26 protein-coding genes and 1 other RNA gene are annotated in these 23,933 nt (G+C 63.9%); 16 read left to right on the forward strand and 11 right to left on the reverse strand.

The window, feature by feature from the left end; genetic code table 11:
* Positions 1 to 3 precede the first annotated feature (3 nt).
* Positions 4 to 1,998: a transketolase gene (gene tkt / locus ACO076_RS08980; RefSeq protein ID WP_421726381.1), complete on the reverse strand. Its 1,995-nt coding sequence runs from the start codon at positions 1,996 to 1,998 to the stop codon at positions 4 to 6.
* Between the two features lie 335 nt (positions 1,999 to 2,333).
* Here tkt and ACO076_RS08985 point away from each other — a divergent pair, with 335 nt between their 5' ends.
* From ACO076_RS08985 to ACO076_RS09010, 6 genes are all read left to right on the forward strand, one after another.
* Entirely contained in the window at positions 2,334 to 2,615 is a 282-nt protein-coding gene (locus ACO076_RS08985; RefSeq protein ID WP_421726382.1) for a DUF4164 domain-containing protein, read from the forward strand.
* 16 nt (positions 2,616 to 2,631) lie between these two features.
* A complete protein-coding gene (locus ACO076_RS08990) occupies positions 2,632 to 3,012 on the forward strand; it encodes a cell division protein ZapA (RefSeq protein ID WP_421726383.1) in 381 nt (126 codons plus the stop codon).
* A 52-nt stretch (positions 3,013 to 3,064) separates the two neighbouring features.
* Positions 3,065 to 3,220, forward strand: a non-coding RNA gene (gene ssrS, locus ACO076_RS08995) — 6S RNA.
* Positions 3,221 to 3,252: 32 nt separating this feature from the next.
* Entirely contained in the window at positions 3,253 to 3,840 is a 588-nt protein-coding gene (locus tag ACO076_RS09000; protein ID WP_421726384.1) for a 5-formyltetrahydrofolate cyclo-ligase, read from the forward strand.
* 13 nt (positions 3,841 to 3,853) lie between these two features.
* The gene (locus tag ACO076_RS09005) at positions 3,854 to 4,678 is read left to right on the forward strand and encodes a TIGR00282 family metallophosphoesterase (protein ID WP_421726385.1); all 825 of its coding nucleotides are present in this window, start codon (positions 3,854 to 3,856) and stop codon (positions 4,676 to 4,678) included.
* 150 nt (positions 4,679 to 4,828) lie between these two features.
* A complete protein-coding gene (locus ACO076_RS09010; RefSeq protein WP_421726386.1) occupies positions 4,829 to 5,578 on the forward strand; it encodes a YebC/PmpR family DNA-binding transcriptional regulator in 750 nt (249 codons plus the stop codon).
* A 12-nt stretch (positions 5,579 to 5,590) separates the two neighbouring features.
* On the opposite strand, the gene ACO076_RS09015 is transcribed toward ACO076_RS09010, so the two are convergent.
* Positions 5,591 to 6,334: a sulfite exporter TauE/SafE family protein gene (locus ACO076_RS09015; RefSeq protein ID WP_421726387.1), complete on the reverse strand. Its 744-nt coding sequence runs from the start codon at positions 6,332 to 6,334 to the stop codon at positions 5,591 to 5,593.
* Between the two features lie 94 nt (positions 6,335 to 6,428).
* The gene (locus ACO076_RS09020) at positions 6,429 to 7,505 is read right to left on the reverse strand and encodes a nucleoside hydrolase (RefSeq protein ID WP_421726388.1); all 1,077 of its coding nucleotides are present in this window, start codon (positions 7,503 to 7,505) and stop codon (positions 6,429 to 6,431) included.
* 130 nt (positions 7,506 to 7,635) lie between these two features.
* Here ACO076_RS09020 and ruvC point away from each other — a divergent pair, with 130 nt between their 5' ends.
* On the forward strand, positions 7,636 to 8,145 hold the full coding sequence (gene ruvC, locus ACO076_RS09025; protein WP_421726389.1) for a crossover junction endodeoxyribonuclease RuvC: 510 nt from the start codon (positions 7,636 to 7,638) through the stop codon (positions 8,143 to 8,145).
* Here ruvC and ACO076_RS09030 read toward each other — a convergent pair.
* Complete coding sequence (locus tag ACO076_RS09030; RefSeq protein ID WP_421726390.1) at positions 8,142 to 8,498, reverse strand: hypothetical protein; 357 nt, start codon at positions 8,496 to 8,498, stop codon at positions 8,142 to 8,144. The genes ruvC and ACO076_RS09030 overlap by 4 nt on opposite strands.
* 207 nt (positions 8,499 to 8,705) lie before the next feature.
* On the opposite strand from ACO076_RS09030, the gene ACO076_RS09035 reads away from it, so the two are divergent.
* The 4 genes from ACO076_RS09035 to ACO076_RS09050 all read left to right on the forward strand — a co-directional run bounded on the left by ACO076_RS09035 (position 8,706) and on the right by ACO076_RS09050 (position 10,450).
* Positions 8,706 to 8,951, forward strand: coding sequence for an AbrB/MazE/SpoVT family DNA-binding domain-containing protein (locus ACO076_RS09035; protein WP_421726391.1), 246 nt, complete (start codon positions 8,706 to 8,708; stop codon positions 8,949 to 8,951).
* Positions 8,944 to 9,360 carry a type II toxin-antitoxin system VapC family toxin gene (locus ACO076_RS09040; RefSeq protein WP_421726392.1) on the forward strand — a complete coding sequence of 139 codons (417 nt, stop codon included), beginning with the start codon at positions 8,944 to 8,946 and terminating at the stop codon, positions 9,358 to 9,360. Before ACO076_RS09035 ends, ACO076_RS09040 begins: the two co-directional genes overlap by 8 nt.
* The gene (ruvA, locus tag ACO076_RS09045; RefSeq protein ID WP_421726393.1) at positions 9,357 to 9,974 is read left to right on the forward strand and encodes a Holliday junction branch migration protein RuvA; all 618 of its coding nucleotides are present in this window, start codon (positions 9,357 to 9,359) and stop codon (positions 9,972 to 9,974) included. The genes ACO076_RS09040 and ruvA overlap by 4 nt, the downstream gene beginning before the upstream one ends.
* 140 nt (positions 9,975 to 10,114) lie before the next feature.
* On the forward strand, positions 10,115 to 10,450 hold the full coding sequence (locus ACO076_RS09050) for a hypothetical protein (RefSeq protein ID WP_421726394.1): 336 nt from the start codon (positions 10,115 to 10,117) through the stop codon (positions 10,448 to 10,450).
* 2 nt (positions 10,451 to 10,452) lie between these two features.
* Here the strand turns inward: ACO076_RS09050 and ACO076_RS09055 are convergent, their stop codons facing one another.
* A complete protein-coding gene (locus tag ACO076_RS09055; protein WP_421726395.1) occupies positions 10,453 to 10,788 on the reverse strand; it encodes a TraR/DksA family transcriptional regulator in 336 nt (111 codons plus the stop codon).
* Between the two features lie 53 nt (positions 10,789 to 10,841).
* Here ACO076_RS09055 and ACO076_RS09060 point away from each other — a divergent pair, with 53 nt between their 5' ends.
* The 5 genes from ACO076_RS09060 to ACO076_RS09080 all read left to right on the forward strand — a co-directional run bounded on the left by ACO076_RS09060 (position 10,842) and on the right by ACO076_RS09080 (position 16,185).
* Positions 10,842 to 11,339 carry a GNAT family N-acetyltransferase gene (locus ACO076_RS09060; protein WP_421726396.1) on the forward strand — a complete coding sequence of 166 codons (498 nt, stop codon included), beginning with the start codon at positions 10,842 to 10,844 and terminating at the stop codon, positions 11,337 to 11,339.
* 17 nt (positions 11,340 to 11,356) lie between these two features.
* A complete protein-coding gene (locus ACO076_RS09065; RefSeq protein ID WP_421726397.1) occupies positions 11,357 to 11,839 on the forward strand; it encodes a hypothetical protein in 483 nt (160 codons plus the stop codon).
* Entirely contained in the window at positions 11,839 to 12,876 is a 1,038-nt protein-coding gene (ruvB, locus tag ACO076_RS09070; RefSeq protein WP_421726398.1) for a Holliday junction branch migration DNA helicase RuvB, read from the forward strand. Before ACO076_RS09065 ends, ruvB begins: the two co-directional genes overlap by 1 nt.
* Positions 12,877 to 12,879: 3 nt before the next feature.
* Entirely contained in the window at positions 12,880 to 13,812 is a 933-nt protein-coding gene (locus ACO076_RS09075; RefSeq protein WP_421726399.1) for a phosphotriesterase family protein, read from the forward strand.
* Positions 13,813 to 14,940: 1,128 nt separating this feature from the next.
* A complete protein-coding gene (locus tag ACO076_RS09080; protein WP_421726400.1) occupies positions 14,941 to 16,185 on the forward strand; it encodes an MFS transporter in 1,245 nt (414 codons plus the stop codon).
* Here the strand turns inward: ACO076_RS09080 and ACO076_RS09085 are convergent.
* The 6 genes from ACO076_RS09085 to ACO076_RS09110 all read right to left on the reverse strand — a co-directional run bounded on the left by ACO076_RS09085 (position 16,182) and on the right by ACO076_RS09110 (position 23,870).
* On the reverse strand, positions 16,182 to 17,597 hold the full coding sequence (locus ACO076_RS09085) for an MATE family efflux transporter (protein ID WP_421726401.1): 1,416 nt from the start codon (positions 17,595 to 17,597) through the stop codon (positions 16,182 to 16,184). The two genes, ACO076_RS09080 and ACO076_RS09085, sit on opposite strands and share 4 nt — an antisense overlap.
* 194 nt (positions 17,598 to 17,791) lie before the next feature.
* Positions 17,792 to 18,514 carry a hypothetical protein gene (locus ACO076_RS09090; RefSeq protein WP_421726402.1) on the reverse strand — a complete coding sequence of 241 codons (723 nt, stop codon included), beginning with the start codon at positions 18,512 to 18,514 and terminating at the stop codon, positions 17,792 to 17,794.
* A gap of 389 nt (positions 18,515 to 18,903) precedes the next feature.
* The gene (locus tag ACO076_RS09095; protein WP_421726403.1) at positions 18,904 to 20,034 is read right to left on the reverse strand and encodes a hypothetical protein; all 1,131 of its coding nucleotides are present in this window, start codon (positions 20,032 to 20,034) and stop codon (positions 18,904 to 18,906) included.
* Between the two features lie 178 nt (positions 20,035 to 20,212).
* Positions 20,213 to 21,343, reverse strand: a complete 1,131-nt coding sequence (locus ACO076_RS09100; protein ID WP_421726404.1) for a hypothetical protein — start codon at positions 21,341 to 21,343, stop codon at positions 20,213 to 20,215.
* A 104-nt stretch (positions 21,344 to 21,447) separates the two neighbouring features.
* A complete protein-coding gene (locus ACO076_RS09105; protein WP_421726405.1) occupies positions 21,448 to 22,566 on the reverse strand; it encodes a hypothetical protein in 1,119 nt (372 codons plus the stop codon).
* Between the two features lie 179 nt (positions 22,567 to 22,745).
* On the reverse strand, positions 22,746 to 23,870 hold the full coding sequence (locus ACO076_RS09110; protein ID WP_421726406.1) for a hypothetical protein: 1,125 nt from the start codon (positions 23,868 to 23,870) through the stop codon (positions 22,746 to 22,748).
* Positions 23,871 to 23,933: the final 63 nt, after the last annotated feature.

The following is a 23,933-nucleotide window of genomic DNA, read 5'->3' on the forward strand; positions in this document are numbered from 1 at the left end:
AAATCAGGCGAGCACCGAAAGGCGGTCGAGTGCCGCCTCTGCCGCCGCTTCCGCCGTTATTCCGAACTTTTCATAGAGCGCCTTGTAGGGCGCGCTGGCACCGAAGCCGTCCATGCCGATGAACAGGCCGCGGTTACCGATGAACCGGTCCCAGCCCTGCCGGACCGCCGCCTCGATGGCGACCTTGACCGGCGCCGAGCCGATGACTTCGGCCTGGTAGTCCTCGCTCTGCTCCGCGAATAACTCGAACGACGGAACCGACACCACCCGTGCCGCGTGGCCGGCCTGCTCGATCAGGACCTTCGCGGCGAGCGCGATCTCGACCTCCGAGCCGGTGGCGAACAGCGACACCTTGGCGTCGTCATCGGTCGGCGACAGCTCGTAGGCGCCGCGGGCGCAAAGGTTGTCTTCTTCGAATTCAGTTCTGACGGTCGGCAGGCCCTGGCGGGTGAGCGCGATGATGCTCGGGCTGGTGCGGCGCTCCAGCGCCAGTTGCCAGCACTCGGCGGTTTCGACAGCGTCGGCGGGGCGGAACACCAGGAGATTGGGCATGGCGCGCAATGCTGCCAACTGCTCGACCGGCTGGTGGGTCGGTCCGTCCTCGCCGAGGCCGATCGAGTCATGAGTCATCACGAAGATCACCCGGTTGCCCATCAAGGCGGCCAACCGGATCGCCGGCCGCGCGTAGTCACTGAAGACCAGAAACGTACCGCCATAAGGAATGACGCCACGGTGAAGCGCCATCCCGTTCATGGCGGAGGCCATGCCGTGCTCGCGCACACCCCAGTGTATGTAGCGGCCGGAAAAGTCGTCGGCATTGACGGCGGTCAAACCTTGCGACCGCGTATTGTTCGAGCCGGTCAGGTCGGCGGACCCGCCGATGGTCTCGGGCACCACCGCGTTGATGACATCGAGCGCCATCTCCGACGATTTGCGGGTGGCGACCTTGGGCCGCTCCGCCGCCAGCGTCTTCTTGTAGGCGACGATCGCCTCGTCGAAGTTGGCCGGCAGGTCGCCGCGAATGCGCCGGTCGAATTCCGCGCGCTGCTCGGCGTCGATCGAGGCCAGCCGCTTGGCCCAGTCCTTGCGGAGCTGGCTCGCCTTCAGGCCAGTGATCCGCCAGCTGTCCCGGATGTCCGACGGGACCTCGAACGGCGGATACTCCCAGCCGAGCGCCTCGCGGGCACCGGCGATCTCCTCGTCGCCGAGCGGCGAACCGTGAGACGATGCAGTACCGGCCTTGGTCGGCGCGCCGTGGCCGATGGTCGTCTTGCAGGCGATCATCGTCGGCCGGTCGTTGCCGTGCGCCGCCTCGATGGCCGCCGCGATCGCTTCCGGATCGTGGCCGTCGATGCGGGTCGCTTCCCAGCCGGCCGCCTCGAACCGGGCCACCTGATCGCCGGACTCGGCCAGCGCCAGCGGCCCGTCGATGGAGATGCCGTTATCGTCGAACAGCACGATCAGCTTCGATAGCCTGAGATGGCCGGCGATCGAGATCGCTTCGTGGCTGATGCCCTCCATCAGGTCGCCGTCGGACGCGATCACGTAGGTGCGATGGTCGACAATGTCATCGCCGAACTCGGCGGCGAGCAGCCGCTCGGCCAGCGCCATGCCGACCGCGTTGCCGAGCCCCTGGCCAAGCGGTCCGGTGGTCGTCTCGACACCGGCGGTATGGAAATTCTCGGGATGGCCCGGGGTTTTCGAGCCGAGCTGGCGGAAATTCTGAAGCTCCTCGATGGTCATCTCCTCGACGCCGAGGAGATGGAGGAGGGAATAGAGCAGCATCGACCCATGACCGGCGGAGAGGACAAAGCGGTCGCGATCGGGCCAATAGGGCTCGGTCGGGTCGAACTTGAGAAACCGAGTGAACAGCACCGTCGCGATGTCGGCGGCGCCCATCGGCAGGCCGGGATGGCCGGAATTGGCCTTCTGGACGGCGTCCATGGCGAGCGCGCGGATTGCGTTCGCCATACGCTGGTGCTTGGCAGGATCAGTCATGTTCGGGCTGTCGATTCCGGTACCGGGCAGTGTGCTGCAAACTGTCTTTGCGGCCCGGTCGGTGTCGATCGCCACAACCTCTTGGGTCCGGACCGGCCGAGGTTTGGCGACACATAGCAGGTGGATTCGGCGAGTCAATGCGAACCGGTGGCGGCCGCCGCGAAACCGGATCTTAGGTCGCGTCCTCATCGTTGACGCATTCTTCGGGTAATGCCTAATCTCTCTGGCGCAATGCTTTGACGCGCCTTCGATTCGCGGGGCCTATCGATCGGAGGTGCGGCGGGCCAAATCCTTAGCCGCCGTAGGGGAGTTGATGGGCCCGAGGGGAGGTCCGCATGGCCGGTGAAACGGTTCTGGACGACGCTCTGGCGCGGTTGGAAGCCGCGATCGGCCGGGTCGAAGGCGCTGTCGACCAGCGCCTGGAGCATGCCGGCAAGATCGCGGATCTGGAGAGCGAGCTGCAGCAACTGGGCACCGACCGGTCGCGGCTCGCCCAGGCGCTGGACGCGGCCGAAGCCCGCTCCGGCCGGATCGAGGAGGCCAACCAGGATGTTTCCCGTCGCCTGGTATCGGCCATGGAGACCATCCGCGGCGTGCTCGAGCGGAACAGTCACTGACGAGTAGGGGCGTATCATGGGACAAGTTAACGTCACCATCAGCGGCAAGACCTTCCGCATGGCGTGCAATGACGGCGAGGAGGAACACCTCGCCGCGCTCGGGCGCCAGCTCGACGAGACGATCGAGGAGCTGCGCGGCCAGTTCGGCGAGATCGGCGATCAGCGTCTCACCGTGATGGCGGCGATCACCATGGCCGACAACTACACCGAGTCCGAGCGCCGCCTGAGCGTGCTCGAGGGTGAGATCGCCGGGCTGGAGGAAGCCCGCGCCGCGCTGGTCGAGCGGCAGGAAGGGGCCGAGACCACGGTCGCCCGCTCGCTCGAAGCGCTGGCCGACCGCCTGGAGGCGGTGGCGGAACGGCTGCGCGGCACCGACCCGCTCGGCCACGCCGACTGAGCGACCGGAGCCTCTGGCGCCGCGGCGCGGCGACCTCTATATCTGCCCCCAGGCGAGGCTGTGGGGCCCGGCAGGAGTAACTATCCCCGGGGCCTTATCGATCCTAACGGGAGCTGTCCCTGCGCGAGCTCGTGGGTTCATGCACACGGCGCCCACCTACTCTGTAGGTCTCCGGGATCGCACACTCCACCGACTTCACGGCTTCGCTTTCCTTCCTCAGAGCCCAGCCCAACCTCGCCGATGGCACCACAGGCCGCCCGTTCCAAGATTGCCCTGCGGCGGGCCGCGCTCGCCCGCCGCGACGAACTATCGGCGGCGGAGCGGGCTGACCGATCGGCCGCCATCCATCGGAAAGCGGAACCGCTGATGACCGCGCTCGCGCCGCGCTGTGTCTCCGGCTTCCTGCCGATCGGCAGTGAATGTGATCCGCAGCCGCTGATGGCAGCGTTGCGCGACCAGGGCGCGACCATCGCGCTGCCGGCGTTCGAGGATCGGCAGACCATCGTGTTCCGCAGCTATGACGAAGCTGCCCCGCTTGTCCCGGCGGGCTTCGGCACCCGTCAGCCGCCACCGTCGGCGCCGGTGGTCTCCCCGGATACGCTGCTGGTGCCGCTGGTGGGCTTCGACCGCGACAGCGGGCGGCTCGGCTATGGCAAGGGCCACTACGATCGGGCGATTGCGACGATGCGGGCATCCGGCGCGGCGCCGCATCTCGTCGGTATCGCCTTCGCGGTCCAGGAGGTTGACCCGATCCCGCTGGAACCCCATGACATCAGGCTCGATTGGGTGGTGACCGACGCGGAGGTGCTCGACTTTCGCGGGCGGTAGGTGAGGGGGCGCAATGCGGCTTCTGTTTCTTGGCGATATCGTTGGACGCGCGGGGCGAAACGCGGTGGTCGAGCAGTTGCCGTCGCTGGTCGCCGATCGCCGTCTCGACTTCGTCGTCGTCAACGGCGAGAACGCCGCCGGCGGGTTCGGCATCACCGAGGACATTCATCAGGCGATCGTGGATGCCGGGGCCGACGCGATCACCACCGGCAACCACGTCTTCGATCAACGCGAAGCACTGGTGTTCGCCGACCGACAAGAGCGGTTCCTGCGGCCGGCCAACTATCCGGCCGGAACGCCGGGCAGCGGCTCGGGTCTGTTCACCGCCCGCAACGGCGCGCGGGTGCTGGTGGTCAACGTGATGGGCCGCATCTTCATGGAGTCGCTCGACGACCCGTTCGCGGCGCTCGACCGGGAACTCGCCGCCTGTCCACTGGGCGAGCAGGCGGATGCGGTGGTGATCGATTTCCACGCCGAGGCTTCGAGCGAGAAGCAGGCGGCCGGCTATTTCGTCGACGGGCGGGCGACACTGCTCCTTGGCACGCACACCCATGTGCCGACCAGCGACCATCGGATTCTCCCCGCCGGCACCGCCTACCAGACCGATGTCGGCATGTGCGGCGACTACGAGTCGGTGATCGGTATGGACAAGGAGGAGCCGCTCCGCCGGTTTCTCACCCGGGTGCCCGGCGAGCGGTTCAGCCCGTCGCGGGGCCCGGCGACGCTGTCGGGCCTCGCGGTCGAGGTCGACGACAATACGGGGCTGGCGACTGCGGTCGCGCCCGTGCGGCTAGGTGGTGCGCTGAGCGAGACGATTCCGTCGTTCTGGGTCGATTGATCGGTCGACCCGAATACGCCTCGCACTGCCGCCCGACCCTTCCTTTCACGCTGCCGCGGACGTATAACCCGCGGCCATCAACGATTTTTCTCTGTTCGTCCGCCGCCCGCTCGACGCGTGAGCCGGCGGACCGCCACTCCGGAGTTGCCCATGGCCGGCCATTCGAAATTCAAGAACATCATGCACAAGAAGGGCGCCGCCGACGCGCGCCGGTCCAAGGTGTTTTCCAAGCTCGCCAAGGAGATCACCGTCGCCGCCAAGATGGGGATGCCCGATCCGGCGATGAACCCGCGGCTCCGGCTCGCGGTCCAGAACGCGCGCTCGGAAAACATGCCCAAGGACAACATCGAGCGGGCGATCAAGAAGGCGAGCGATGTCGATGGCGAGAACTACGAGGAAGTCCGCTACGAGGGCTACGGTCCGGGCGGGGTCGCGGTGGTGGTCGAGGCACTGACCGACAACCGAAATCGCACGGCGGGCGCGGTGCGGTCCTATTTCACCAAGAACGGCGGGACCCTCGGCGAGACCGGTTCGGTAGCCTTCATGTTCGATCGGGTCGGCCAGATCATCTACAAGCCGGAGGCCGGTTCGGCCGATGCCGTGCTCGAAGCGGCGATCGAAGCCGGCGCCGACGACGTCCAGAGCGACGCGGATGGCCACGTCATCACATGCTCCTTCACCGACCTTGGCGATGTCGCCAAGGCGCTGGAAACAGCGCTCGGCGAGGCCGAAACCGTCAAGGCGGTGTGGCGTCCGCAGACGACCACCGACCTCGACGAAGAGAAGGCCGGTACGATGATGAAGCTGGTCGCGGCGCTTGAGGACGACGACGATGTCCAGGAGGTCTATGCGAACTTCGAGGTCTCCGACGCGATCATGGAGAAACTGACGGCGGCCTGAGCGCTGCCGGTCTCAGTCGAAGACGCCGTCGAACACCGGCATGCTCAGGATTGCCGCAAGGGCGATCACCCCATAGGCGAGCCCGCGATAGGCGACGGCGCCTGATCTTTGAAACATCCGCGCGCCGACGAACACGGCAACGGCGTAGGCCGGCGCCAAGATCAGCACCAGTTCCCCCACCTCCCACGAGAACAGGCCGTTCCAGAAGTAAGCCGTGAAGCTCGACAGACTGATCGTCGCGAAGAAGCAGATCATATTGGCGCGCACCACCGCCATCGAATAGGGCCCGCTGATCCAGTAGGCGATCACCGGCGGTCCCGACGCCTGGGCGATGCCGCCGAGAACCCCGGCGCTCGCCCCGACCGCGATGGAGGGGATCGGGTGCGGTTCGCCGTGATAGCGCCAGCCCGACACCAGCAGGACGAGCAGGGCGGCAACGATCGCGGTGATCACCCACCGCAAGGTCACCGGATCGCCGGTGGTCAGCATGTAAGCGCCAATCGGCGCCGTGACCATGGCGGCAAGCGCCGCCGGCAGCACCGTTCGCCACCGCACCAGGCGGACCGCCTTGACCAGCAACGGAAGGGTCAGGACGAAATCGAGAACCAGCAGGACCGGGGCCGCCAGCTTCGGCGAAAAGGCAGCGGCCACCACCGGCACGAAGATCAACGCCGCGCCGAAGCCGGTGAAGCCGCGGACGAATCCGGCGGCGAGCGCCGCCGCGATGGCGACCAGGTAGGCAACGTCGAAGGACATGGGAGATCCGTGGATGGGCGATCGGCTGTATGGCCGGCAGGGACCGGCGCCTTAACACGATTTCGTGCCGGTGTTGTCAGGTCTTGTCCGGAAGCTACTGGGGCTTGTCCCGTGCGAACGCGTAGATGGCTTCGCTGAACCGGGCTTTCCCGTCGCCCGGGGCGTAGGATCGACACATCTCGATGCGATCGGAATCGCCGTCGGGCGTCAACCAGACCTGATCGGTCTCAAGGGCCACGAGGAACGGCAGCGGGGCCTCGTGTCCGGCGCAGTCGCCTTTCGAACAGTCGACGATCGTGTATTGGGCCGGCTCACAGATGAACGCATCCGGCTCGGCGGTCACGAACACGGCGTTCTGGTCCCACGGGTGAAAGCCGTCCTCGCCGAATGTGTCCCGCCATTGATCGATCCACGGCACGAGCGCCGGACACAGGAAGTCTGTGGCGATCGGCAGTGTGCTTTGACAAAGGACATTGCGATCGGACGACGGGACGAGGAAGCTCGATGTCAGGCCGTAGGACATGAAACGGATGGGGATGGTGGTTTCGTTGAGGAGATACTTCACCGCTGGTATGTCGATCGCCATATTGAAGTCACCGATACGGATGCCGGCGATCTCAAGCCTCTGGTGAGGATCGCGACCGCCGGTCACCACGGCGCGCTCGATGTTGCCGATCGCGTCGGGATAATTCACCGCCAGGCAGGCCAAGTCGGTGAGCGGGCCGATCGCGATAATGGTGACCGGCTCCGACGCCGCCTCGAGCGCCCCGGCCATGAAGCGAACGCCGTCGTTGAGGCAAGCCGTGGTGATCGCAGTCCCTTCATAGTTGCTCATCGGATCTCGCGGCAGGGCCCGAGGAGCCCCGTGGACGACCGGGACCGACGTGCCCATGCCATCGACGATACGCTTCGCCACCGTGTAGGACGGATCGACGAACGTGTTGCCCCAGGTGACGACGATGCCGCGAACATCGAGGCGCGGCGAGTCGATCGCCATCGCGATGGCCAGGCCGTCGTCGACGTCGCTGGCGCCCGGCACCCATCCGCCGATCAGTCCCGTCGCCGTGTCGGTCGAGATAATGATCGGCACCGGCGGATCGTCGGCCGCTACCGTCGTGCCGGTGAGGCCGAACGCGGTGGCGAGAAGCAGAGCGGTCGTCTTCGGTGTCAAGGCGTCGAACCCGTTTCGGTAATGCAAGCTGCCCGGAAAAACGTTCCTACGCAATCTCGGATTTGCCTGCACGCGCAGCGCACCAAACATCGGTAGCCGCCGACGGTGAACGCGGTTAGGTATCAACTTCATGACCGCGGCGATTCGCATTCTCGGCATCGACCCCGGCCTCCGCCGGACCGGCTGGGGCGTGGTGGCGATGCGCGGCAACGCCCTCGACTTCATCGCCGCCGGGACGGTGCGGGCGCCGATCGACGGCGCGCTGGCGGTACGGCTCCTGGCCCTTCACGACGGCCTCGCGGCGATCGTCGCCGATCATGCGCCGGACGAGGCCGCGGTGGAGCAGACCTTCGTCAACCGCGACGCGGCGGCCACGCTGAAACTCGGTCAGGCGCGGGGCATAGCCCTAGTGGTGCCCGCCCGAGCCGGGATCGTCGTTGCCGAATACGCGCCCAACGCAGTCAAGAAGACGATCGTCGGCGTCGGCCACGCCGACAAAGCCCAGATCCGGGCGATGGTCCGCGTGCTCCTGCCGCGCGCCCGCTTCGACAGCGACGATGCGGCCGACGCCTTGGCGATCGCGGTCTGCCACGCCCACCACCGCACCGCGGCGGCGGCGCGGCGGCAGGCGGTTGGTTAGGCTGGGACGAGTTCGGTCAACGTCCGCGCCTGACCGAACGCCGCTATCACCGCATAGTGCTCGACCCCGGCCTCGGGCGCGTCGGGATCGGCGTCCGCCATGCAGGCGAAATAGGCGGCGCAGGTCTCGCTCGTTTTAGCCTTCTCGCCGGCCGCGTCGGCGTCGGCGCGGCTCGCCCAGATGGCGAGATCGATGAACCGGTCGTCGCCCTGCTGGAGGACGAGCCGGCCGAGATAGCCGGGCAGGGTTTCGAGGAAGTCGGTTTCGAGCCGCCGGGACGCTGCGTCCAGTGCGCTCTGGCTGGTGCCGGCGGCGCGCCGGAACGGGGCGATTTCGATCGAGATGGTACTCATGGGTCTGGTCTCCGAAGTGTGTTTGAGGGAGACCGACTGCTAGCAAACCGCTGCGGACAGCTACCTGTCAGGAGGCTCCCAGCGTGCTATCCGGCACCAATCTGGACCCGGACGAATCCGTCCCTCTCCGATCCGGCCATCCTTGCGTTTGTTGCCCAAATGTTCTATTTCTTACTTCTCAAGGTAAGAATTGCTTTGGAGTTGCAGATGCGGGTTACCAGCAAGGGGCAGGTCACCATACCCAAGGCCATCCGCGACAAAGCCGGAATCCGCCCAGGCAGCGAGGTCGCATTCGGCATCAAGGGCGAAGTGGTGACCCTGAAGCGGGCACCGGCTTCGAAGACCGGCCGGACGCGTGGTCAGGAAATTGCCGAGTCGCTTCGCGATACCGCAACCCGCAATCGGCACTTAACGACCGACGAGATCATGGCGTTGCTTCGCGGCGATGACTGACGTCCTCGTCGACACCAACGTTCTGCTCGATATCGCCAACAACGATCCCGTCTGGTTCGCCTGGTCTGATCGTATGATCACCGCTGCCGGTGACGAGGGATCGCTCGTTATCAATCAGGTGATCTATGCGGAATTGGCCGCAGGTTTCGAGACTTTGGAATCGCTTGATATGGCGATGGTCCCTGATCGCTATCGGCGCGAGAGTGTTCCCTGGGACGCGGCCTTCATGGCTGGCGTGGCGTTTCTGGAGTACCGCCGGCGCGGCGGAAAGCGCTCCTCGCCGCTGCCGGATTTCTTCATCGGGGCCCACGCCGCGGTGCGTGGCTATCGGCTCCTCTCCCGAGACCGGGGCTATTACCGTACGTACTTTCCATCGCTCGACATCATCTCCCCGGACGCCCGTCCATGATCGGGAAGCTCAAGGGCATCATCGACTCCTATGGCGATGACTGGGTGATCGTTGACGTCGGCGGCGTCGGCTACCTGGTCCATTGCTCGCCGCGCACGCTGCAAGCGCTGCCGCCGCCGGGCGAAGCGGCGTCGCTGTCGATCGACACCTATGTCCGCGAAGACATGATCCGGCTCTACGGGTTCGCCAGCGATCTGGAGCGCGAGTGGTTCCGGCTGCTGCAGACGGTCCAGGGGGTCGGCGCCCGGGTGGCGATCGCGGTGCTCGGGGTGATGACCCCGGGAGACCTCGCCACGGCGATCGCGTTGCAGGACAGGGCGCAACTCGGCCGGGCGCCCGGCGTCGGCAAGAAGGTGGCCGAGCGGATCGTCGCCGAACTCCGCGACAAGGCGCCCGCCTATAGTTCGGCCGACCCGGCGGTGGTCGGGCTGCAGGCGGACCTCGCCGAGCGCACCGCGCCACAGCCGGTCGCCGACGCGGTATCGGCGCTGGTCAATCTCGGCTACGCGCAGGTTCAGGCCAGCGCCGCCGTCGCCGCCGCCGCGCGGTCGGCGGGCGAGGGTGCGGCGACCGAGGAGCTGATCCGCCTCGGTTTGAAGGAACTGGCGCGGTGATGGGCGCGCGGGCCTCCGCTGCGCTTCGGTTCGCCTCCACGGTGCTGGCGTTTGCGGTCTTGGGCCCGACGATTGGCGGACTAGTTGGGATCCTAGTAGTTAGTGAGTTTGGGCGGTTCCTTGTTTCTCCCGAATTGGCATTGAACGACGTTGCGGCTTATGGAGCGGGTTCGGGTGTGGTGCCCGCTTTGGCCGTCGGTCTGGTCATCGCAATCGAGGATCGAGACACGGGGTCGACGCTTCGGAATGCTGTAGCAGCAGGACTCATCTGCGGTGGTGCGTTTTATTTCGCGCTTTGTTTTTTTGTCGGTTTCTTCTTTTTGCCAATTGCGTTCGTGTTTCTGTCTTTCGCAGCGGGCGTCGGCATTTCAGTCCTTTCGGCAGTGGTTGTCTGGAAGATATCGCGGCTTTGGGCGCCCGGGCGCCCAACTGCTTCGGCGAACAGCGTTGCCAGCTCTGGCGGGTTAGACCCGTGACCTCAAGCGTTCCTGGCACAGGCGACGCACAGCGTCGCCGCCGGATCGATTTCGAGCCGCTTCTCGGCGATCTCCTCGCCGCAGCGCAGGCATTCCCCATAGGTGCCGTCGTCGAGACGGCGCAGCGCCGCGTCGATCCGGGCAATCTCGGTGGTGCGCCGCCGCTCGGCCGCATTGGCCATCGCCTGGCCCTGCAGCGCGTCCATCCGCGACAGGCGGCCGACGCTCTGCTGATCGAGGGCGACCGGCTTGCGGGCCTCGGCGCTCCCGGCGCTCAGCGCTTCCAGTTCCCGGCGCTGGGCGGTGAGATTGGCGCGGACGGTGTCGTCATCGAGCATGGCCGAAACGTTAGCCGGAGAACGACGCATGGTCGAGTGGTGAGCCCCGAGCCATGAGCGCACTGACGCCGGAACCCGTCGACGATCCGGCCTGGCTCGCCGCGTTCATCGCCGAGCATTGGGGGGCGCCGGGTGCGGTCAGCCGTGGCGTGGTGTGGACCGGGGCGGAACTGAAGGCGCGGCGCGCGATGGACGGCGACCGCTGCGTCGGCGTCGTCAGCTGGTCGGACGCGACGCCGGACTGGCAGATCGTCACCCTTGACGCGTTGGAAGCCAGACGCGGCATCGGCTCGTGCCTGCTTGACGCGGTGATCGAGGCGGCCCGCGACCAAGCGGCGCGGCGGCTGTGGCTGATCACCACCAACGATAATCTCGACGCCCTGCGGTTCTATCAGCGACGGGGTTTCCGTATCGTGGCGGTTCATGCGGGCGCGATCGCGGCAAGCCGCCGGATCAAGCCGAGCATTCCCGAGATCGGCGCCTATGGCATCCCCATTCGCGACGAAATCGAATTGGAGTATCCAATGTCGCCCACGCCGGTCGGGCGATGAACGGGAGCGAGAACCTCGTGGCGACAAAGCCTACGGATCTGGGCGACAAGCTTTGGGACAGGGCGGTGGTTCGTGCCGTCGTCACGCCGATTGTCTTTGTCGTCCTCGGTCCGGTATTCTGCTTGGGCTATATACTATTGTACATTGGACTGCAGATAATCTTCGCGCAGGGGGAAGACTGGCCACTTCTCATCCCGCTAGCGATGATATTTCCAATTGCTCTTTGGCCAGCCTTGCTCATCGGCGCTCTCCCCGCCGGCATCGCCGGCATTTTCTTCGCCGTGTTGGATTTCGGACGGCGCCGCTCCAGCTTCTGGCTAGCGGTCGTGGTTGGCGCCGTGGCCGGTTTCACTTGGTGGCGATTCCTTGGCGCGACCGTTGACGATTGGACCGTTGACGGTTGGTCCATTGGCAACCCCGCCACTTTTCTGGGGTGCATCGGCGCGACGGTGACCTGCTGGTACTCATGCCTGCCACGGACCCGGCGGGAAATGACTTGATGACCGACCGCCTTGTCGCGCCCGAAGCCAGGGACGAAGACGGGGACGCGACGCTGCGGCCGCAGCGGCTGGCGGATTTCGTTGGCCAGCCCCAGGCCTGCGCCAACCTCAAGGTGTTCATCGATGCCGCGAAGGCACGAGGCGAGGCGCTCGACCATGTGCTGTTCGTCGGGCCGCCCGGCCTCGGCAAGACGACGCTGGCGCAGATCGTCTCGCGCGAACTCGGCGTCAATTTCCGCGCCACCTCCGGCCCGGTCATCGCCAAGTCCGGCGACCTCGCGGCACTGCTCACCAATCTCGAAGAGCGCGACGTGCTCTTCATCGACGAGATCCACCGACTGGCCCCGGCGGTCGAGGAAATCCTCTACCCGGCGCTCGAGGACTTTCAGCTCGACCTGATCATCGGTGAGGGGCCGGCGGCGCGTTCGGTCAAGATCGGGCTGGCGCCGTTCACCCTGGTCGGCGCCACCACCCGGCTCGGACTGTTGACCACGCCGCTCCGCGACCGGTTCGGGATCCCGGTGCGCCTCAATTTCTACGAGACGGCGGAACTGGAGCGGATCGTGCGGCGCGGCGCCCGTATCCTCGGGACAACATTGACCGACGACGGTGCGGCCGAGATCGCCCGGCGCTCGCGCGGCACCCCGCGGATCGCGACGCGGCTGCTGCGGCGGGTTCGCGACTTCGCCGCGGTCGAAGGCGTCGACCCGATCGATGCCGCCGCCGCCGACCGGGCGCTTGGCCGGCTCGAAGTCGACGCCCTCGGCCTCGACGCCCTTGATCGGCGCTACATGACCCTGATCGCGGAGAGTTTTGGCGGCGGTCCGGTGGGGATCGAGACCATCTCCGCCGCCTTGTCGGAACCGCGCGATGCGATCGAGGAGATCGTCGAGCCGTTCCTGATCCAGCAGGGTTTCGTCCAGCGCACGCCGCGCGGGCGCCTGCTCACCCCGAACGCGTTCCGTCACCTCGGTCTGGAAGCGCCGGCCGGGCAGGCGGCGCAGTTCGGCCTGTTCGGCGAGACGGAGGAGGACTGAACCATGGCACAGCTGATCACCACGCTCGGGCCGAAGCGGGCCGAGGACCTCGGTCCGATCCTGCCGCACGAGCACGTCTTCGTCGACCTCAGGACCTGGGACAAGCCGGGCTATGGCGAGGGCGAGGCGGCTGACGTGATCCGGCTGATGGCGCCGGAGATCGAACGGATCAAGGCGCAAGGCTTCACCGCCTTGGTCGAGTGCTCGACGATCGGGGTCGGCCGCCGCGCCGACATCGACCGGGCCGTTTCCGAAGCCACCGACTTTCCGATCGTGGTGCCGACCGGCATCTACCGCGAACCATGGGTCCCGCCGTTCGGCCATGAGTGGAGCGAGGATGCGCTGGCCGAGTGGATGATCGCCGAGCTGGAGGAGGGGATCGAAGACAGTGGCGTCCAGGCTGCGTGGATCAAGATCAGCGCCGGCGACGACGGGATCACCGACACCGAAGCCAAGATTTTGCGCGCGGCGGCTCGCGCCGGCGCCCGGACCAACGCAGTGATCGGCAGCCACACCATCCGCGGCCGGGTGGTGATGGAGCAGCTGAACATCCTCGAGGACGCCGGCTACACCGCCTCCCGGTTCATCTGGATCCACACCCAGGCCGAACCGGACTTCGCGTTGCATCTGGAGGCGGCACGGCGCGGCGCGTGGGTCGAGAACGACGGCATCGGCGGCTGGGGTGACCCGAACCTGTACACCGACGCGTACAATCTCGACATGATCCGCAACGTGCTCGACGCCGGCTTCGGCGACCAGTTGCTCATCAGCCACGACCGCGGCTGGTACGATCCCGCCGAACCCGGCGGCGGTACGCCGAAGCCCTACACCTATCTCGTCGACACCTTCCTGCCAAAGCTAGAGGCGAGCGGTGTCGACCGGACGACCATCGACACGCTCATCCGCGACAATCCGTTCCGCGCGTTCGCGCGGTAGGGGCCGGTCGCGGTCACCCCACCCACCACCCTACGGGCGGTCCCCCCTCCCCGAAATCCGGGGAGGGATCGCAGCCTCACCGCTGCGCTTTTTTTGTCGCGGACCGTGGTGAGGTGAGCGTTGGTCGGCTGCCTGGGGTACGCAGAGGTATAGGCAACCCGCGCGTCCCTCCCCGGAGCCGGGGAGGGTGGCCGGCGCAGAGCGCCGGACGGGTGGGGCCCTTCGGGTCCCCGCGGTTGTACCAAGTCTGCGAAGACCCGCTGAGCCGGTCGCGGTCACCCCACCCACCACCCTACGGGCGGTCCCCCCTCCCCGAAATCCGGGGAGGGATCGCAGCCTCACCGCTGCGCTTTTCTTGTCGCGGACCGTGGTGAGGTGAGCGGTGACGGTCGTGGCTTCCTGGGATACGGAAGCATTGGCAACCCGCGCGTCCCTCCCCGGAGCCGGGGAGGGTGGCCGGCGCAGAGCGCCGGACGGGTGGGGCCCTTCGGTCCCCGCGGTTGTGCCAAGTCTGCGAAGACCCGCTGGGCCGGTCGCGGTCACCCCACCCACCGCCCTTCGGGCCGTTCCCGCTCCGCAGTCCGTTTGGGAGGGAAGGACCGCCGCGCCGGCCTCATCTTGAGAGCCTGCCCTCGACCTGATCGGGGGTGAGACCGCGCAGTCCGGCGAGCTTCGAAAGACGCGTTCAGTGTCCAGTTTGCCGGCCGGCCAGCGTGCTTCGAGGCTCCGCTGACGCGGAGCTCCTCAGCATGAGGAGGGATAGCGATCCACGACGACGCCGGATTCCCTCCCGCCGCACGGGGATTTCTCCGCGGAACGACACGCCGCGCTCAAACGCCCCTCTCTCCCCTTGCCGGGAGACGGCGGAGCTTGGCGTCGCGAAGCGCGCCGTAGCGAAGCCAGAGGGGGGTGCGCCCGCAACCTTCGCCCAGGGCTGGACGCGCGGCGATTCTCCCACCGCACCCCCCTCCCTGACCCTCCCCCGCAAGGGGGGAGGGAAACCGGTATCACCACCCTAGGGAGGGAGCCGGCGTGAAGACGCCGGTGGCGCGGTCCGCCCCTTGCTTGGCCCGCGCCAACACGGGCGCTAGGCTCCGGCCATCGGGGCGGATTCGGGAAGAGGTGAGTATGGATCAATCGGCCGGTGGGCGGAGTCGGTGGCTCATCGTGATGTTGCCGTTCGGGCTCGGCTACGCGGTCGCCATGGGCACCCGATCGATCAACGCGATCCTTGCCCATCCGCTGGAAACCGAACTCGGTCTGACCAGCGCCGAGCTCGGCGTGATCACCGCGACTTTCCTGATCACCTTCGCGCTCGCGCAGCTACCGCTGGGACTCTTGCTCGATCGGTGGGGCGCGCGCGTGACCCACGCGCTGTTCTTCGTCATCGGCGGCATCGGCATGATCCTGTTCGGGCTCGCTTCCGATCCGGTCGTGCTGGCACTGGCCCGGGGGCTCCTCGGTATCGGCATGGCGACCGGCCTGATGGGTGCGTTCAAGGGGATCACCGAATGGTTCCCGCGCGATCGCATCGCCTACTACAACGGCCTCATTCTCGCCGCCGGTGGTCTCGGCGCGGTGTTGGCGACATCGCCGGCGAAATTCCTCGAAGGCGAATTCGGTTGGCGGGTCGTCTGCTTCGTCTTCGGCGTTGCTGCATTCGCCGTCGCGGCGATCGTGTTGCTGCTCTACCGTGACCGTAATGTCGCGACGCCGACCTCGTTCCGCGACGAGGTTTCGGGCCTGATTGCGATCTACCGCGACCGGTTCTTCTGGGCCATCGCCCCGCTGTTCGCGATCAACGCCGGCGTTTTCATCGCCATGCAGGGCTTATGGTTCGGACCGTGGTTCCAGAAGGTCGTCGGACTGACGCCGCAGGTCAGCGCCCACTATCTGCTCGCGGTAACGCTGTCGATGACCGTCGGCTACCTCTGCGGCGGCTGGTTCGCTTCGCTGGGGAAACGGATCGGTCGACCGGCGACGTTTGTGATCGGCGTCGCGGCCGCGCTCGGCATCGCTTTTCAGGTTGCGCTTATCGTCGGGATTGCCGAACGGAGCCTTCTCCTGTGGTTCGTCTACATCTTCGTGGTGCAGGTGGTCATGGTCAATTACGCGCTGCTGGCGGAACACTTCGGGCAAGAGCGCGCCGGACGGGCGGTCACCGCCGGCAACATCCTAGTGTTTCTGGCGGCGGCGATAGCCCAGTTCGGGTTCGGGATCATCGCCAGCCTGTGGCCGAGCACTGATGCGGCGACGGGCTTCCGGGTCGCCTTCGCCGTCCTGGTCGCGCTGCAAGCGGTGGCTCTGGTCTGGTTCGTCGTGCGTTTGACGGGGGCCAAGGCAGCAGCCGCCAGCCAGGACGCCAAGGCCTAGCCGCGCGCGTCAGGCGGCGGCTTCGTCGTCAGGCCGATCCGGTCGCGACGCGCCCAGCGCCAGGTAAGCGGGATAGCCACCGCCGAAAGTCCTACGGTGAGGCCGATCCAGATTCCGGCGCCGGCGAGCGGGGTGAGGAAGCCGAGGATGACACCCAGCCCGATCCCGACGCCCCAGTAGCCAATTCCGGCGTAGATCATCGGGATGCGGGTGTCGCCGAGGCCGCGCAGCATCCCGGCGGCGACAGCCTGGCCAGCGTCGGCGAACTGGAACAAGCCGGCCAGGATCAGCAGCGTCACCGCGATGCCGATCACCGCCTGGTTGGCCGGATCGTCGAGGGCGAGGAACAGACCGACGATCGGGCGTCCGGCGAGTAACATGACGGCCGAGGTGCAGGCGGCGAAGGTCATCGCCATGGCGAAGGCGGTCCAGCCGGCGCGGCCGATGCCGGCGATATTGCCGGCGCCATAGGCCCGGCCGACGCGGACGGTCGAGGCCATCGCCAGCCCGAGCGGGACCATGAAGGCGATCGACGCCACCTGGATGGCGATGGCATGGGCCGCCAGCGGCGCCGGGCCGATCAGCCCCATCAGGAAGGCGGAGGCGTTGAAGATGGTGACTTCGAAGGCGAGGGTCACGCCGATCGGCAGACCGAGCTTCCACAAGTCCCGGTAGCGGGCCCAGTCGGCGCGCCAGAAGCGGCCGAACAGCGCATAGCGGCGGAACCGCCGGTCAAACGACACGATCGCGGCCATGCCGAGGAACATGTAGAGATTGGCGATCACCGTGCCGATCCCGGCGCCGGCAAGGCCGAGTTCCGGCATGCCGAACCGGCCGAACATGAAGACGTAGACGAAGGCGGCATTGACGGCGACGGCGGTGATGCCGATCCACATGGCGGCGCGCGGCCGCTCCAGCGCGGAGACGAAGTTGCGCAGCACGATATAGCCGAGGAACGGCAGGATGCTCCATTTGAGCGTTGCCATGTAGCGCGCCGCCTCGGCCGCTAGCTCCGGGTCCTGGCCAAGCAGCAGGAACAGCGCTTCGGCATTCCACAGGACGATCCAGATCGGAATGGTGATGGTGATCGCTGCCCACCAGCCCTGACGGACGGTGCGGCGCACGTCGCGGACCGAGTGCTTGCGCCGGCCGAGTTCGATGGCGATCATCGGCGAGGTGGCGGTGACGACGCCGATGGCGAAGATCAGGAAGGCGAAATAGAGGTTCACCGCCAGCACGCCGGCACCGAGCGCCCGCGGCCCGATCCAGCCCATCATGATCGTATCGGTGAAGCCGAGCGCCCCTTGGCTGAGGTTGGTGATCACCAGCGGCCAGGCGAGCGCCAGGGTCGCGCGGGCTTCGGCAGCCCATGCGCCTCGCATGGCTGTGGATTTTCCGGCGATGTCGACCATGGTTCGGCCTTCTAGGCCGACTTTGCCGCCGACGCCAGTGGCCTCAGCAGAGACTCCACAACTGTGACGGGTCGGTCACGGGGAGCGTGGCGTGGGGGGCGGGATGAACTAAATTTCTGCGATAAGCGCAATCGCGATGACTTCGAAGGCATCGATAATCGTGTGCGGTTTTGTGCGCGGGTCAGGTTGTAGAATTATCTGCCATAATCTAATTTGCCGAGTTCTGTTATCTGCGCAAGAACAATTCTCGATGTGAATGTGGAAAGGTAAATCAAAACAATAAATGCAACATAAACACTCACTTGATACTGAGGAACGGTCGGTCTATACCCAACGGATTCCGCCTCAAAATTCGATATCCAGGCAATGAAAAAAATAATGATATATAAAAATATCAACATTGGGATGAACGCAGGACTCCTTTGTTTATATCTCGAGATTTTCTTTGTTGTACGGATGAATGATGATTGATCTATATCGAAGAATATTCCATCGATGCCTATCATAAACAACACGGTCGCTGGCAGCACAGCCTGTGTCCAGACAAGTAACGAACCCCTTGGTACGTCGCATGCGGGCCCCAGCGCCGCCATACGGGACTCGACGATTCCGATATTGGATTCGATCAGAGTATTTAGCGCCGGTGTGCATATATCCGGGACATAATACCACAGTGTAACCAAGATAATCGCAACAATTAAGGCAATAACAAAAGAAAAGTAGCGAAGAAGATAAGATAGCGATGGCCGAATCGTATTTATTTTGATGGATTTGTGGAGCCATACTCGCAAGAGATCAATCGACCCAGCGAAGGCCAGCGTTGCAATGAAAAGCCGAAATGAAAACAGATTTGTTAGCGCAATCAACAAGGCGGCGTTGATCGTATAGAAGCGCTGGAAGAAGGCCGTGAAGGTCAACGAACCGTGCCAATAATAATGGTTGTTTGCCGTGGATCGGCGTTTGCCGCTGCCTAATTGTCGTTGCCGCCCAGCCCGTGGGTCGCGCAGTTCGCGGCGGTTGTCAACGCCGGTGGCCTGACCGGACCCCGCCGCTCGTCACTACTGCGCCGGGCGCGATCCTCATCCATCTGTCGTCCTCCGGCTCGACCGGAGGACCGGGTTTCACCGACGGGCGGCTGGGCGCACGGGCCGAGACCGCTCGGAACCGCGCGTGCCACGGCTCCACCGGAGCGGCCGCCCAATGGGTCCCAGAGGGCGACGCCGAGGCGGTTCGAAGGCTGTGCAAAAACCTCCGAGTCCGAGGAACGTTTAGCGTGCGTCCTCGTGCCGGCAGACTCGTGCCGGCGCTATTCGAAAAATTCGACCCTGAAGTCGCTGTATTTCAGCTTCTGGCCGGCATCGAGCCTTGCGAACAAGACCTGCGGATCGCCGCCAAAACCGTCGTCGTCGTAGTAAAGACCGCCAGTGGTCTCGTCATAGACGATCCGATCGTCGGCGTCCTGGGCGGCGATATCCTTCCTGAAGGCTGCCTTGGCCAACGGGCCTGTATCCAGGTCGGGAAAACTGCCTTTGTCGAGAAGGAACTTGTCCTTGCCGGATTCGAACTTCTTCACCCGGTCGACGTTGGTCGTCCCATCGAGGACACCTAGAAAGACGAACTTCTCCTTGGCGTCTCCGGCGATGAGCTTGTCCTTGCCCTCCAACCCGAAGATGTAGCCTGTGACCTTGCCGTCGCGGTTGTCCAGCTTGTCGTTGCCGGCACCGAGGATAACGGTGCCGTTGATCTTGCCCGTGTTGGTAATGGTGTCGTTCTCGGTATTCCGGACGTCAACATCCCCTTTGATCGTGCCTTTGTTGATGAGGATGATCTTGCCGGTTGGATTGTAGACAGCAGCGCCGCCCTCTTCGATCTTTCCGCCCTCGATCACGCCGTCCTTCTGGTTGACGACCTTCGATCTCAGGCTGGGATCGTTTGCACCGACCGACACACCATGCTCATCGGACGTGATGGAGTTGAAGTTCTTGATGACCGGGCCGGCGGTCGAGCCAGCGTTCGATGCGTTGGAATAGATACCGTCTTCATAGCCGTAAATGTCGCCGTAGTTCTTTACAGTAAAGTCTCCCAGCTCGCTATTATAGATGCCGGCGAGATAACCAACTATATTGCCGTGATTTTCGACTGACCCCTTGACATCGGTCAACACGTCTGGATCGAAAACCACGCCAAACGGGCCATTGATGAGGCCAGTTTCCTTGTTGATGAGCGTCGCGTTGTTCTTGGTGAAAAACGCACCGTAGAGATTGTACGAATAAACGTGCCCCTTGTTGACGAGCGTGCTGTCGGTGAATGCGCTGAAGATCGCCGAGCCGGCAGAGCCGACATTGACGTCCTTGTCGATCTTCCATTTCTGACCGGACTTGGAAAACGGTATCGCCGGACCGACGGGGTTAAATATATCGCTGCTTTGCTTGGGCATGATCGCAATCCTCCATGTTTCGCTATGGGAAAGGCGCGCCATTAACGGCGGCGCGCCCTAATCGCCCATTGAGGACGTATACCACCTTCCCGACGCTTCGGTGACCAAAGCACCCATCGGATGTCGTCGGCTGAGCCGGCGGCGTCCTTAGGAGCCCGCAAAAGCGAGCATACGGTTACTAGACGAACACCTCGACCGTGAAGTCGGAGTATTTCAGGGTCTGGCCGGGATCGACCTTGGCGAACTGAATCGGCGCGCTGCCGCCAACACCGTCTTCGAGATACAGCTTGCCGGTGTCTTTGTCGTAGATGATCCGGTCGTCGGCGTCCTTGGCTTCGGTGCCCTTGCGGAACGCGGACTTGGCCAAGGGGCCCGCGGTGAGGTCGCCGAAGGCACCTTCCGCGAGAAAGAATTTGTCCTTGCCGGACTCGAAATTCTTCACCCGGTCGATGTTGGTCGTCCCGTTGATCGGGCCTATGAATACGAACTTGTCCTTGGCATCTCCAGCGGTGAGCTTGTCGTTGCCGTCGAACCCAAAGATCTTCTTCGTGACTTCGCCGTCGGTGTTGTCGAGCTCATCATCGCCGAAACCGAGATGGACATCGCCCTTGATCTTGCCGGTATTGGCGACCGTGCTCTCGTCGGAATTGGTGACCCACACGTCTCCTACGATCTTGCCCTTGTTGATGAGGTTCATGTCGCCGATTGGATTGAAGACAGCAGCGCCGCCCTGGTCGATCGTACTGCCCTTGATGACGCCATCCTTCTGGTTGACGACCTTCGTCCGCAGGCTGAGGTTGGGGGTGGCGACAAGTACACCGTAAGAATCGGACTTGATGGAATTGTAGTTCTTAATGACCGGGCCGGAGGTTGCGCCTGATTCAGACCCTGCGGAGTAAACACCGTAGAGAAAGCCGTAAATCTCACCGTGATTCTTGACCGTGAGGTCTCCCATCAGAGGGCTGAATATCCCCGCCTGAAGGCCTAATATCATACCGTGATTTTCGACCGACCCTTTGACGCCGGCAGGAGAGTCCGGAACAAAAAACACGCCGTACTGGCCGCCATCGATCAAGCCGGTTTCCTTGTTGATGAGGGTCGCATTGTTTTTGGTGAACAACGCACCAGAACCGCCGTACGAATAAATGTACCCCTTGTTGACGAGCGTGCTGCCCGTAAATGCGCTGAAGATCGCCGAGCCGGTCGAACCGACATCGACGCCCTTTTCGATCGTCCACTTCTGGCCGGACTTGGAGAACTCAATGGTGAAGCCGCCGGGGTTAAATATATCGCTGCTTTGCTTGGGCATGATCTATTCCTTTGCGTTTCGTTCAACGGCCTAAGGGGCCCGGCCCGTGCCGAGCGGCCAGCGCCGCGAAGCCAGATTGGAGTGCAGGGCGGCAAGCCTCATGGCTATGCGAATACCTCGACCGTGAAGTCGGAGTATTTCAGCTTCTGGCCTGGGTCGACCTTGGCGAACTGGACCGGGCCGTTGCCGTCGACCCCGTCATCGTCGACATAGAGCTTGCCGCTGTCCTTGTGGTAGATGACTCTGTCGTCGGCGTCCTCGGCTTCGGTGCCCTTGCGGAACGCGGACTTGGCCAGCGGTCCCAAGCCGATGGTGCCGAAGGCGGCTTGATCGAGAAAGAACTTATCCTTGCCGGACTCGAAGTTCTTGACGCGGTCGAAATCGGTGAGGTCGTCGAAGACGAACTTTTCCTTTTTGTCCCCCGCGATGAGCTTGTCCTTGCCGTCGGCCCCCCAGATGTAGCCGGTGACTCTGCCGTCGATGTTGTCCAGTTCATCGTCACCGGAACCAAGACGGACGCCGCCCTCGATCTTGCCGGTGTTGGTGACCGTGTTATCGGCGCTGCTTGGGCTCCAGATGTCCCCTTTGATCTTACCCTTGTTGATAAGGTTCAAACCGCCGCTTCCATTGAAGACAGCGGCGCCGCCATCGACGATCTTGCCGCCTTCGATTACGCCATCCTTCTGGTTGACGACCTTCGACCGCAAGCTGGCAAGGCTGGTGACATAGATACCGTAAATATCGGATTTGATGGAGTCGAAGTTCTTGATGACCTGGCCTGGGGTCGAGCCAACGTTCAATGCTAAGGAATGGACACCATATGCATAACCGTTAATCTCGCCGTGATTATCTACAGTGAAATCAGGCATCGCAGTATTATGGATGCCCGCAGAGCCGCCAAATATCTTGCCGTAATTTTCCACCGACCCTTCGATATCGGTAGCCAAGTTTGGACTGATAAGCACGCCAAACTGGCTGCCATTAATGAGGCCAGTTTCCTTGTTGACGAGTGTCGTGTTGTTTCCGGTGAACCACGCGCCGTAAACGGCGTACGAGTAGATGTACCCCTTGTTGACGAGTGTGCTATCGGCAAACTCGCTGAATATTGTTGTGCCGACCGCACCGACCTCGACACCCTTCTCGATTGTCCATTTCTGCCCGGACTTGGAGAACTCGATCGCTGTGCCGCCGGGTACGAAAATGTCACTGCTTTGCTTGGGCATGACGTCAATCCTCCATGTTTCGCTATGGGAAAGGCGCGCCATTGACGGCGGCGCGCCCTAATCGCCCATTGAGGACGTATACCACCTTCCCGACGCTTCGGTGACCAAAGCACCCATCGGATGTCGTCGGCTGAGCCGGCGGCGTCTTTTCCGCTGCTCCGAGGGTGCGGTGTTCGACGCTAAACGGCGAACAGCTCGACCGTGAAGTCGGAGTACTTCAGCTTCTGGCCGGGGTCGACCTTGGCGAACTGGACCTGCCCACCGCCGGCATTGCCGTTCGAGTCGATGTAGAGCTTGCCGGTGTCTTTGTCGTAAATGATCCGGTCGTCGGCGTCCTTGGCTTCGGTGCCCTTGCGGAACGCGGACTTGGCCAAAGGGCCCGCGGTGAGGTCGCCGAAGGCACCTTCGGCAAGAAAGAATTTGTCCTTGCCGGATTCGAAATTCTTCACCCGATCAAAATCTGCCAGATCGTTGAAGACGAACTTTTCCTTTTTGTCGCCGGCGATGAGCTTGTCCTTGCCCGCGCCTCCCAAGATGTAACCGGTGATGTTGCCGTCGCGGTTGTCCAGCTTATCATCCTCGAAACCGAGACGGACATCGCCCTTGATCTTGCCGGTGTTGGTGACGGCGTCCTCGTCACCAGTGGAACTCCAAACGTCCCCTTTGATCGTGCCCTTGTTGATCAGGGTCATGTCGCCGTTTTGATTGAAGACGGCTGCGTAGCCTTCGTCGAATGTGCCACCCTTGATCACCCCGTCCTTCTGGTTGACGACCTTCGATCGCAGGGTGGAGTCGGTGACATTAACATAGATGCCGCGCTGATCGGACTTGATAGAGTTGAAGTTCTTGATGACCGGGCCAGAGGTCGAGCCGGCAAATAGCGCTTTGGCAAAGATACCGTAGATGTCGCCGTAAATCTCGCCATGGTTATCGACGGTGAAGTCTCCCAAATTAGCGTTGCGTACGCCCCCGGTGTCACCAAATATCTTGCCGTGATTTTCGACGGACCCCTTGGCATCCGTCGGAGTGTCTGCAATGAAACTCACGCCGTAAAAGCCGCCATTGATATGGCCGGTGTCCTTGTTGATCAGCATCGCGTTGTTTTTGGTGAACAATGCACCGTCATCATCGTCCGAATAAACGTACCCTTTGTTGACGAGCGTGCTGTCCGTGAACGCGCTAAAGATTGCGGTGTCGGTCGCGCCAACACTGACGTTCTTGTCGATTTTCCATTTCTGACCGGACTTGGAAAACTCGATGGCAGAGCCGATGGGTACGGTAATATCGCTCGTTTGCGTGGGCATGACGTTGCTCCCTGGCCGTTTGTTCAGCCATTTATCAGGACAGGCCGTCGCCAGCGGCAGCCC

It is taken from the genome of Bauldia sp., assembly GCF_965232525.1.
In the GTDB taxonomy this organism is placed as follows: domain Bacteria; phylum Pseudomonadota; class Alphaproteobacteria; order Rhizobiales; family Kaistiaceae; genus Bauldia.

Excerpts from the sequence above, each read along its gene's own strand:
- tkt (WP_421726381.1), bottom strand. The coding sequence starts at position 1,998 with ATGACTGATCCTGCCAAGCACCAGCGTATGGCGAACGCAATCCGCGCG.
- ACO076_RS08985 (WP_421726382.1), top strand. The coding sequence starts at position 2,334 with ATGGCCGGTGAAACGGTTCTGGACGACGCTCTGGCGCGGTTGGAAGCC.
- ACO076_RS08990 (WP_421726383.1), top strand. The coding sequence starts at position 2,632 with ATGGGACAAGTTAACGTCACCATCAGCGGCAAGACCTTCCGCATGGCG.
- ACO076_RS09000 (WP_421726384.1), top strand. The coding sequence starts at position 3,253 with ATGGCACCACAGGCCGCCCGTTCCAAGATTGCCCTGCGGCGGGCCGCG.
- ACO076_RS09005 (WP_421726385.1), top strand. The coding sequence starts at position 3,854 with ATGCGGCTTCTGTTTCTTGGCGATATCGTTGGACGCGCGGGGCGAAAC.
- ACO076_RS09010 (WP_421726386.1), top strand. The coding sequence starts at position 4,829 with ATGGCCGGCCATTCGAAATTCAAGAACATCATGCACAAGAAGGGCGCC.
- ACO076_RS09015 (WP_421726387.1), bottom strand. The coding sequence starts at position 6,334 with ATGTCCTTCGACGTTGCCTACCTGGTCGCCATCGCGGCGGCGCTCGCC.
- ruvC (WP_421726389.1), top strand. The coding sequence starts at position 7,636 with ATGACCGCGGCGATTCGCATTCTCGGCATCGACCCCGGCCTCCGCCGG.
- ACO076_RS09030 (WP_421726390.1), bottom strand. The coding sequence starts at position 8,498 with ATGAGTACCATCTCGATCGAAATCGCCCCGTTCCGGCGCGCCGCCGGC.
- ACO076_RS09035 (WP_421726391.1), top strand. The coding sequence starts at position 8,706 with ATGCGGGTTACCAGCAAGGGGCAGGTCACCATACCCAAGGCCATCCGC.
- ACO076_RS09040 (WP_421726392.1), top strand. The coding sequence starts at position 8,944 with ATGACTGACGTCCTCGTCGACACCAACGTTCTGCTCGATATCGCCAAC.
- ruvA (WP_421726393.1), top strand. The coding sequence starts at position 9,357 with ATGATCGGGAAGCTCAAGGGCATCATCGACTCCTATGGCGATGACTGG.
- ACO076_RS09055 (WP_421726395.1), bottom strand. The coding sequence starts at position 10,788 with ATGCTCGATGACGACACCGTCCGCGCCAATCTCACCGCCCAGCGCCGG.
- ACO076_RS09060 (WP_421726396.1), top strand. The coding sequence starts at position 10,842 with ATGAGCGCACTGACGCCGGAACCCGTCGACGATCCGGCCTGGCTCGCC.
- ruvB (WP_421726398.1), top strand. The coding sequence starts at position 11,839 with ATGACCGACCGCCTTGTCGCGCCCGAAGCCAGGGACGAAGACGGGGAC.
- ACO076_RS09075 (WP_421726399.1), top strand. The coding sequence starts at position 12,880 with ATGGCACAGCTGATCACCACGCTCGGGCCGAAGCGGGCCGAGGACCTC.
- ACO076_RS09080 (WP_421726400.1), top strand. The coding sequence starts at position 14,941 with ATGGATCAATCGGCCGGTGGGCGGAGTCGGTGGCTCATCGTGATGTTG.
- ACO076_RS09085 (WP_421726401.1), bottom strand. The coding sequence starts at position 17,597 with ATGGTCGACATCGCCGGAAAATCCACAGCCATGCGAGGCGCATGGGCT.
- ACO076_RS09095 (WP_421726403.1), bottom strand. The coding sequence starts at position 20,034 with ATGCCCAAGCAAAGCAGCGATATATTTAACCCCGTCGGTCCGGCGATA.
- ACO076_RS09100 (WP_421726404.1), bottom strand. The coding sequence starts at position 21,343 with ATGCCCAAGCAAAGCAGCGATATATTTAACCCCGGCGGCTTCACCATT.
- ACO076_RS09105 (WP_421726405.1), bottom strand. The coding sequence starts at position 22,566 with ATGCCCAAGCAAAGCAGTGACATTTTCGTACCCGGCGGCACAGCGATC.
- ACO076_RS09110 (WP_421726406.1), bottom strand. The coding sequence starts at position 23,870 with ATGCCCACGCAAACGAGCGATATTACCGTACCCATCGGCTCTGCCATC.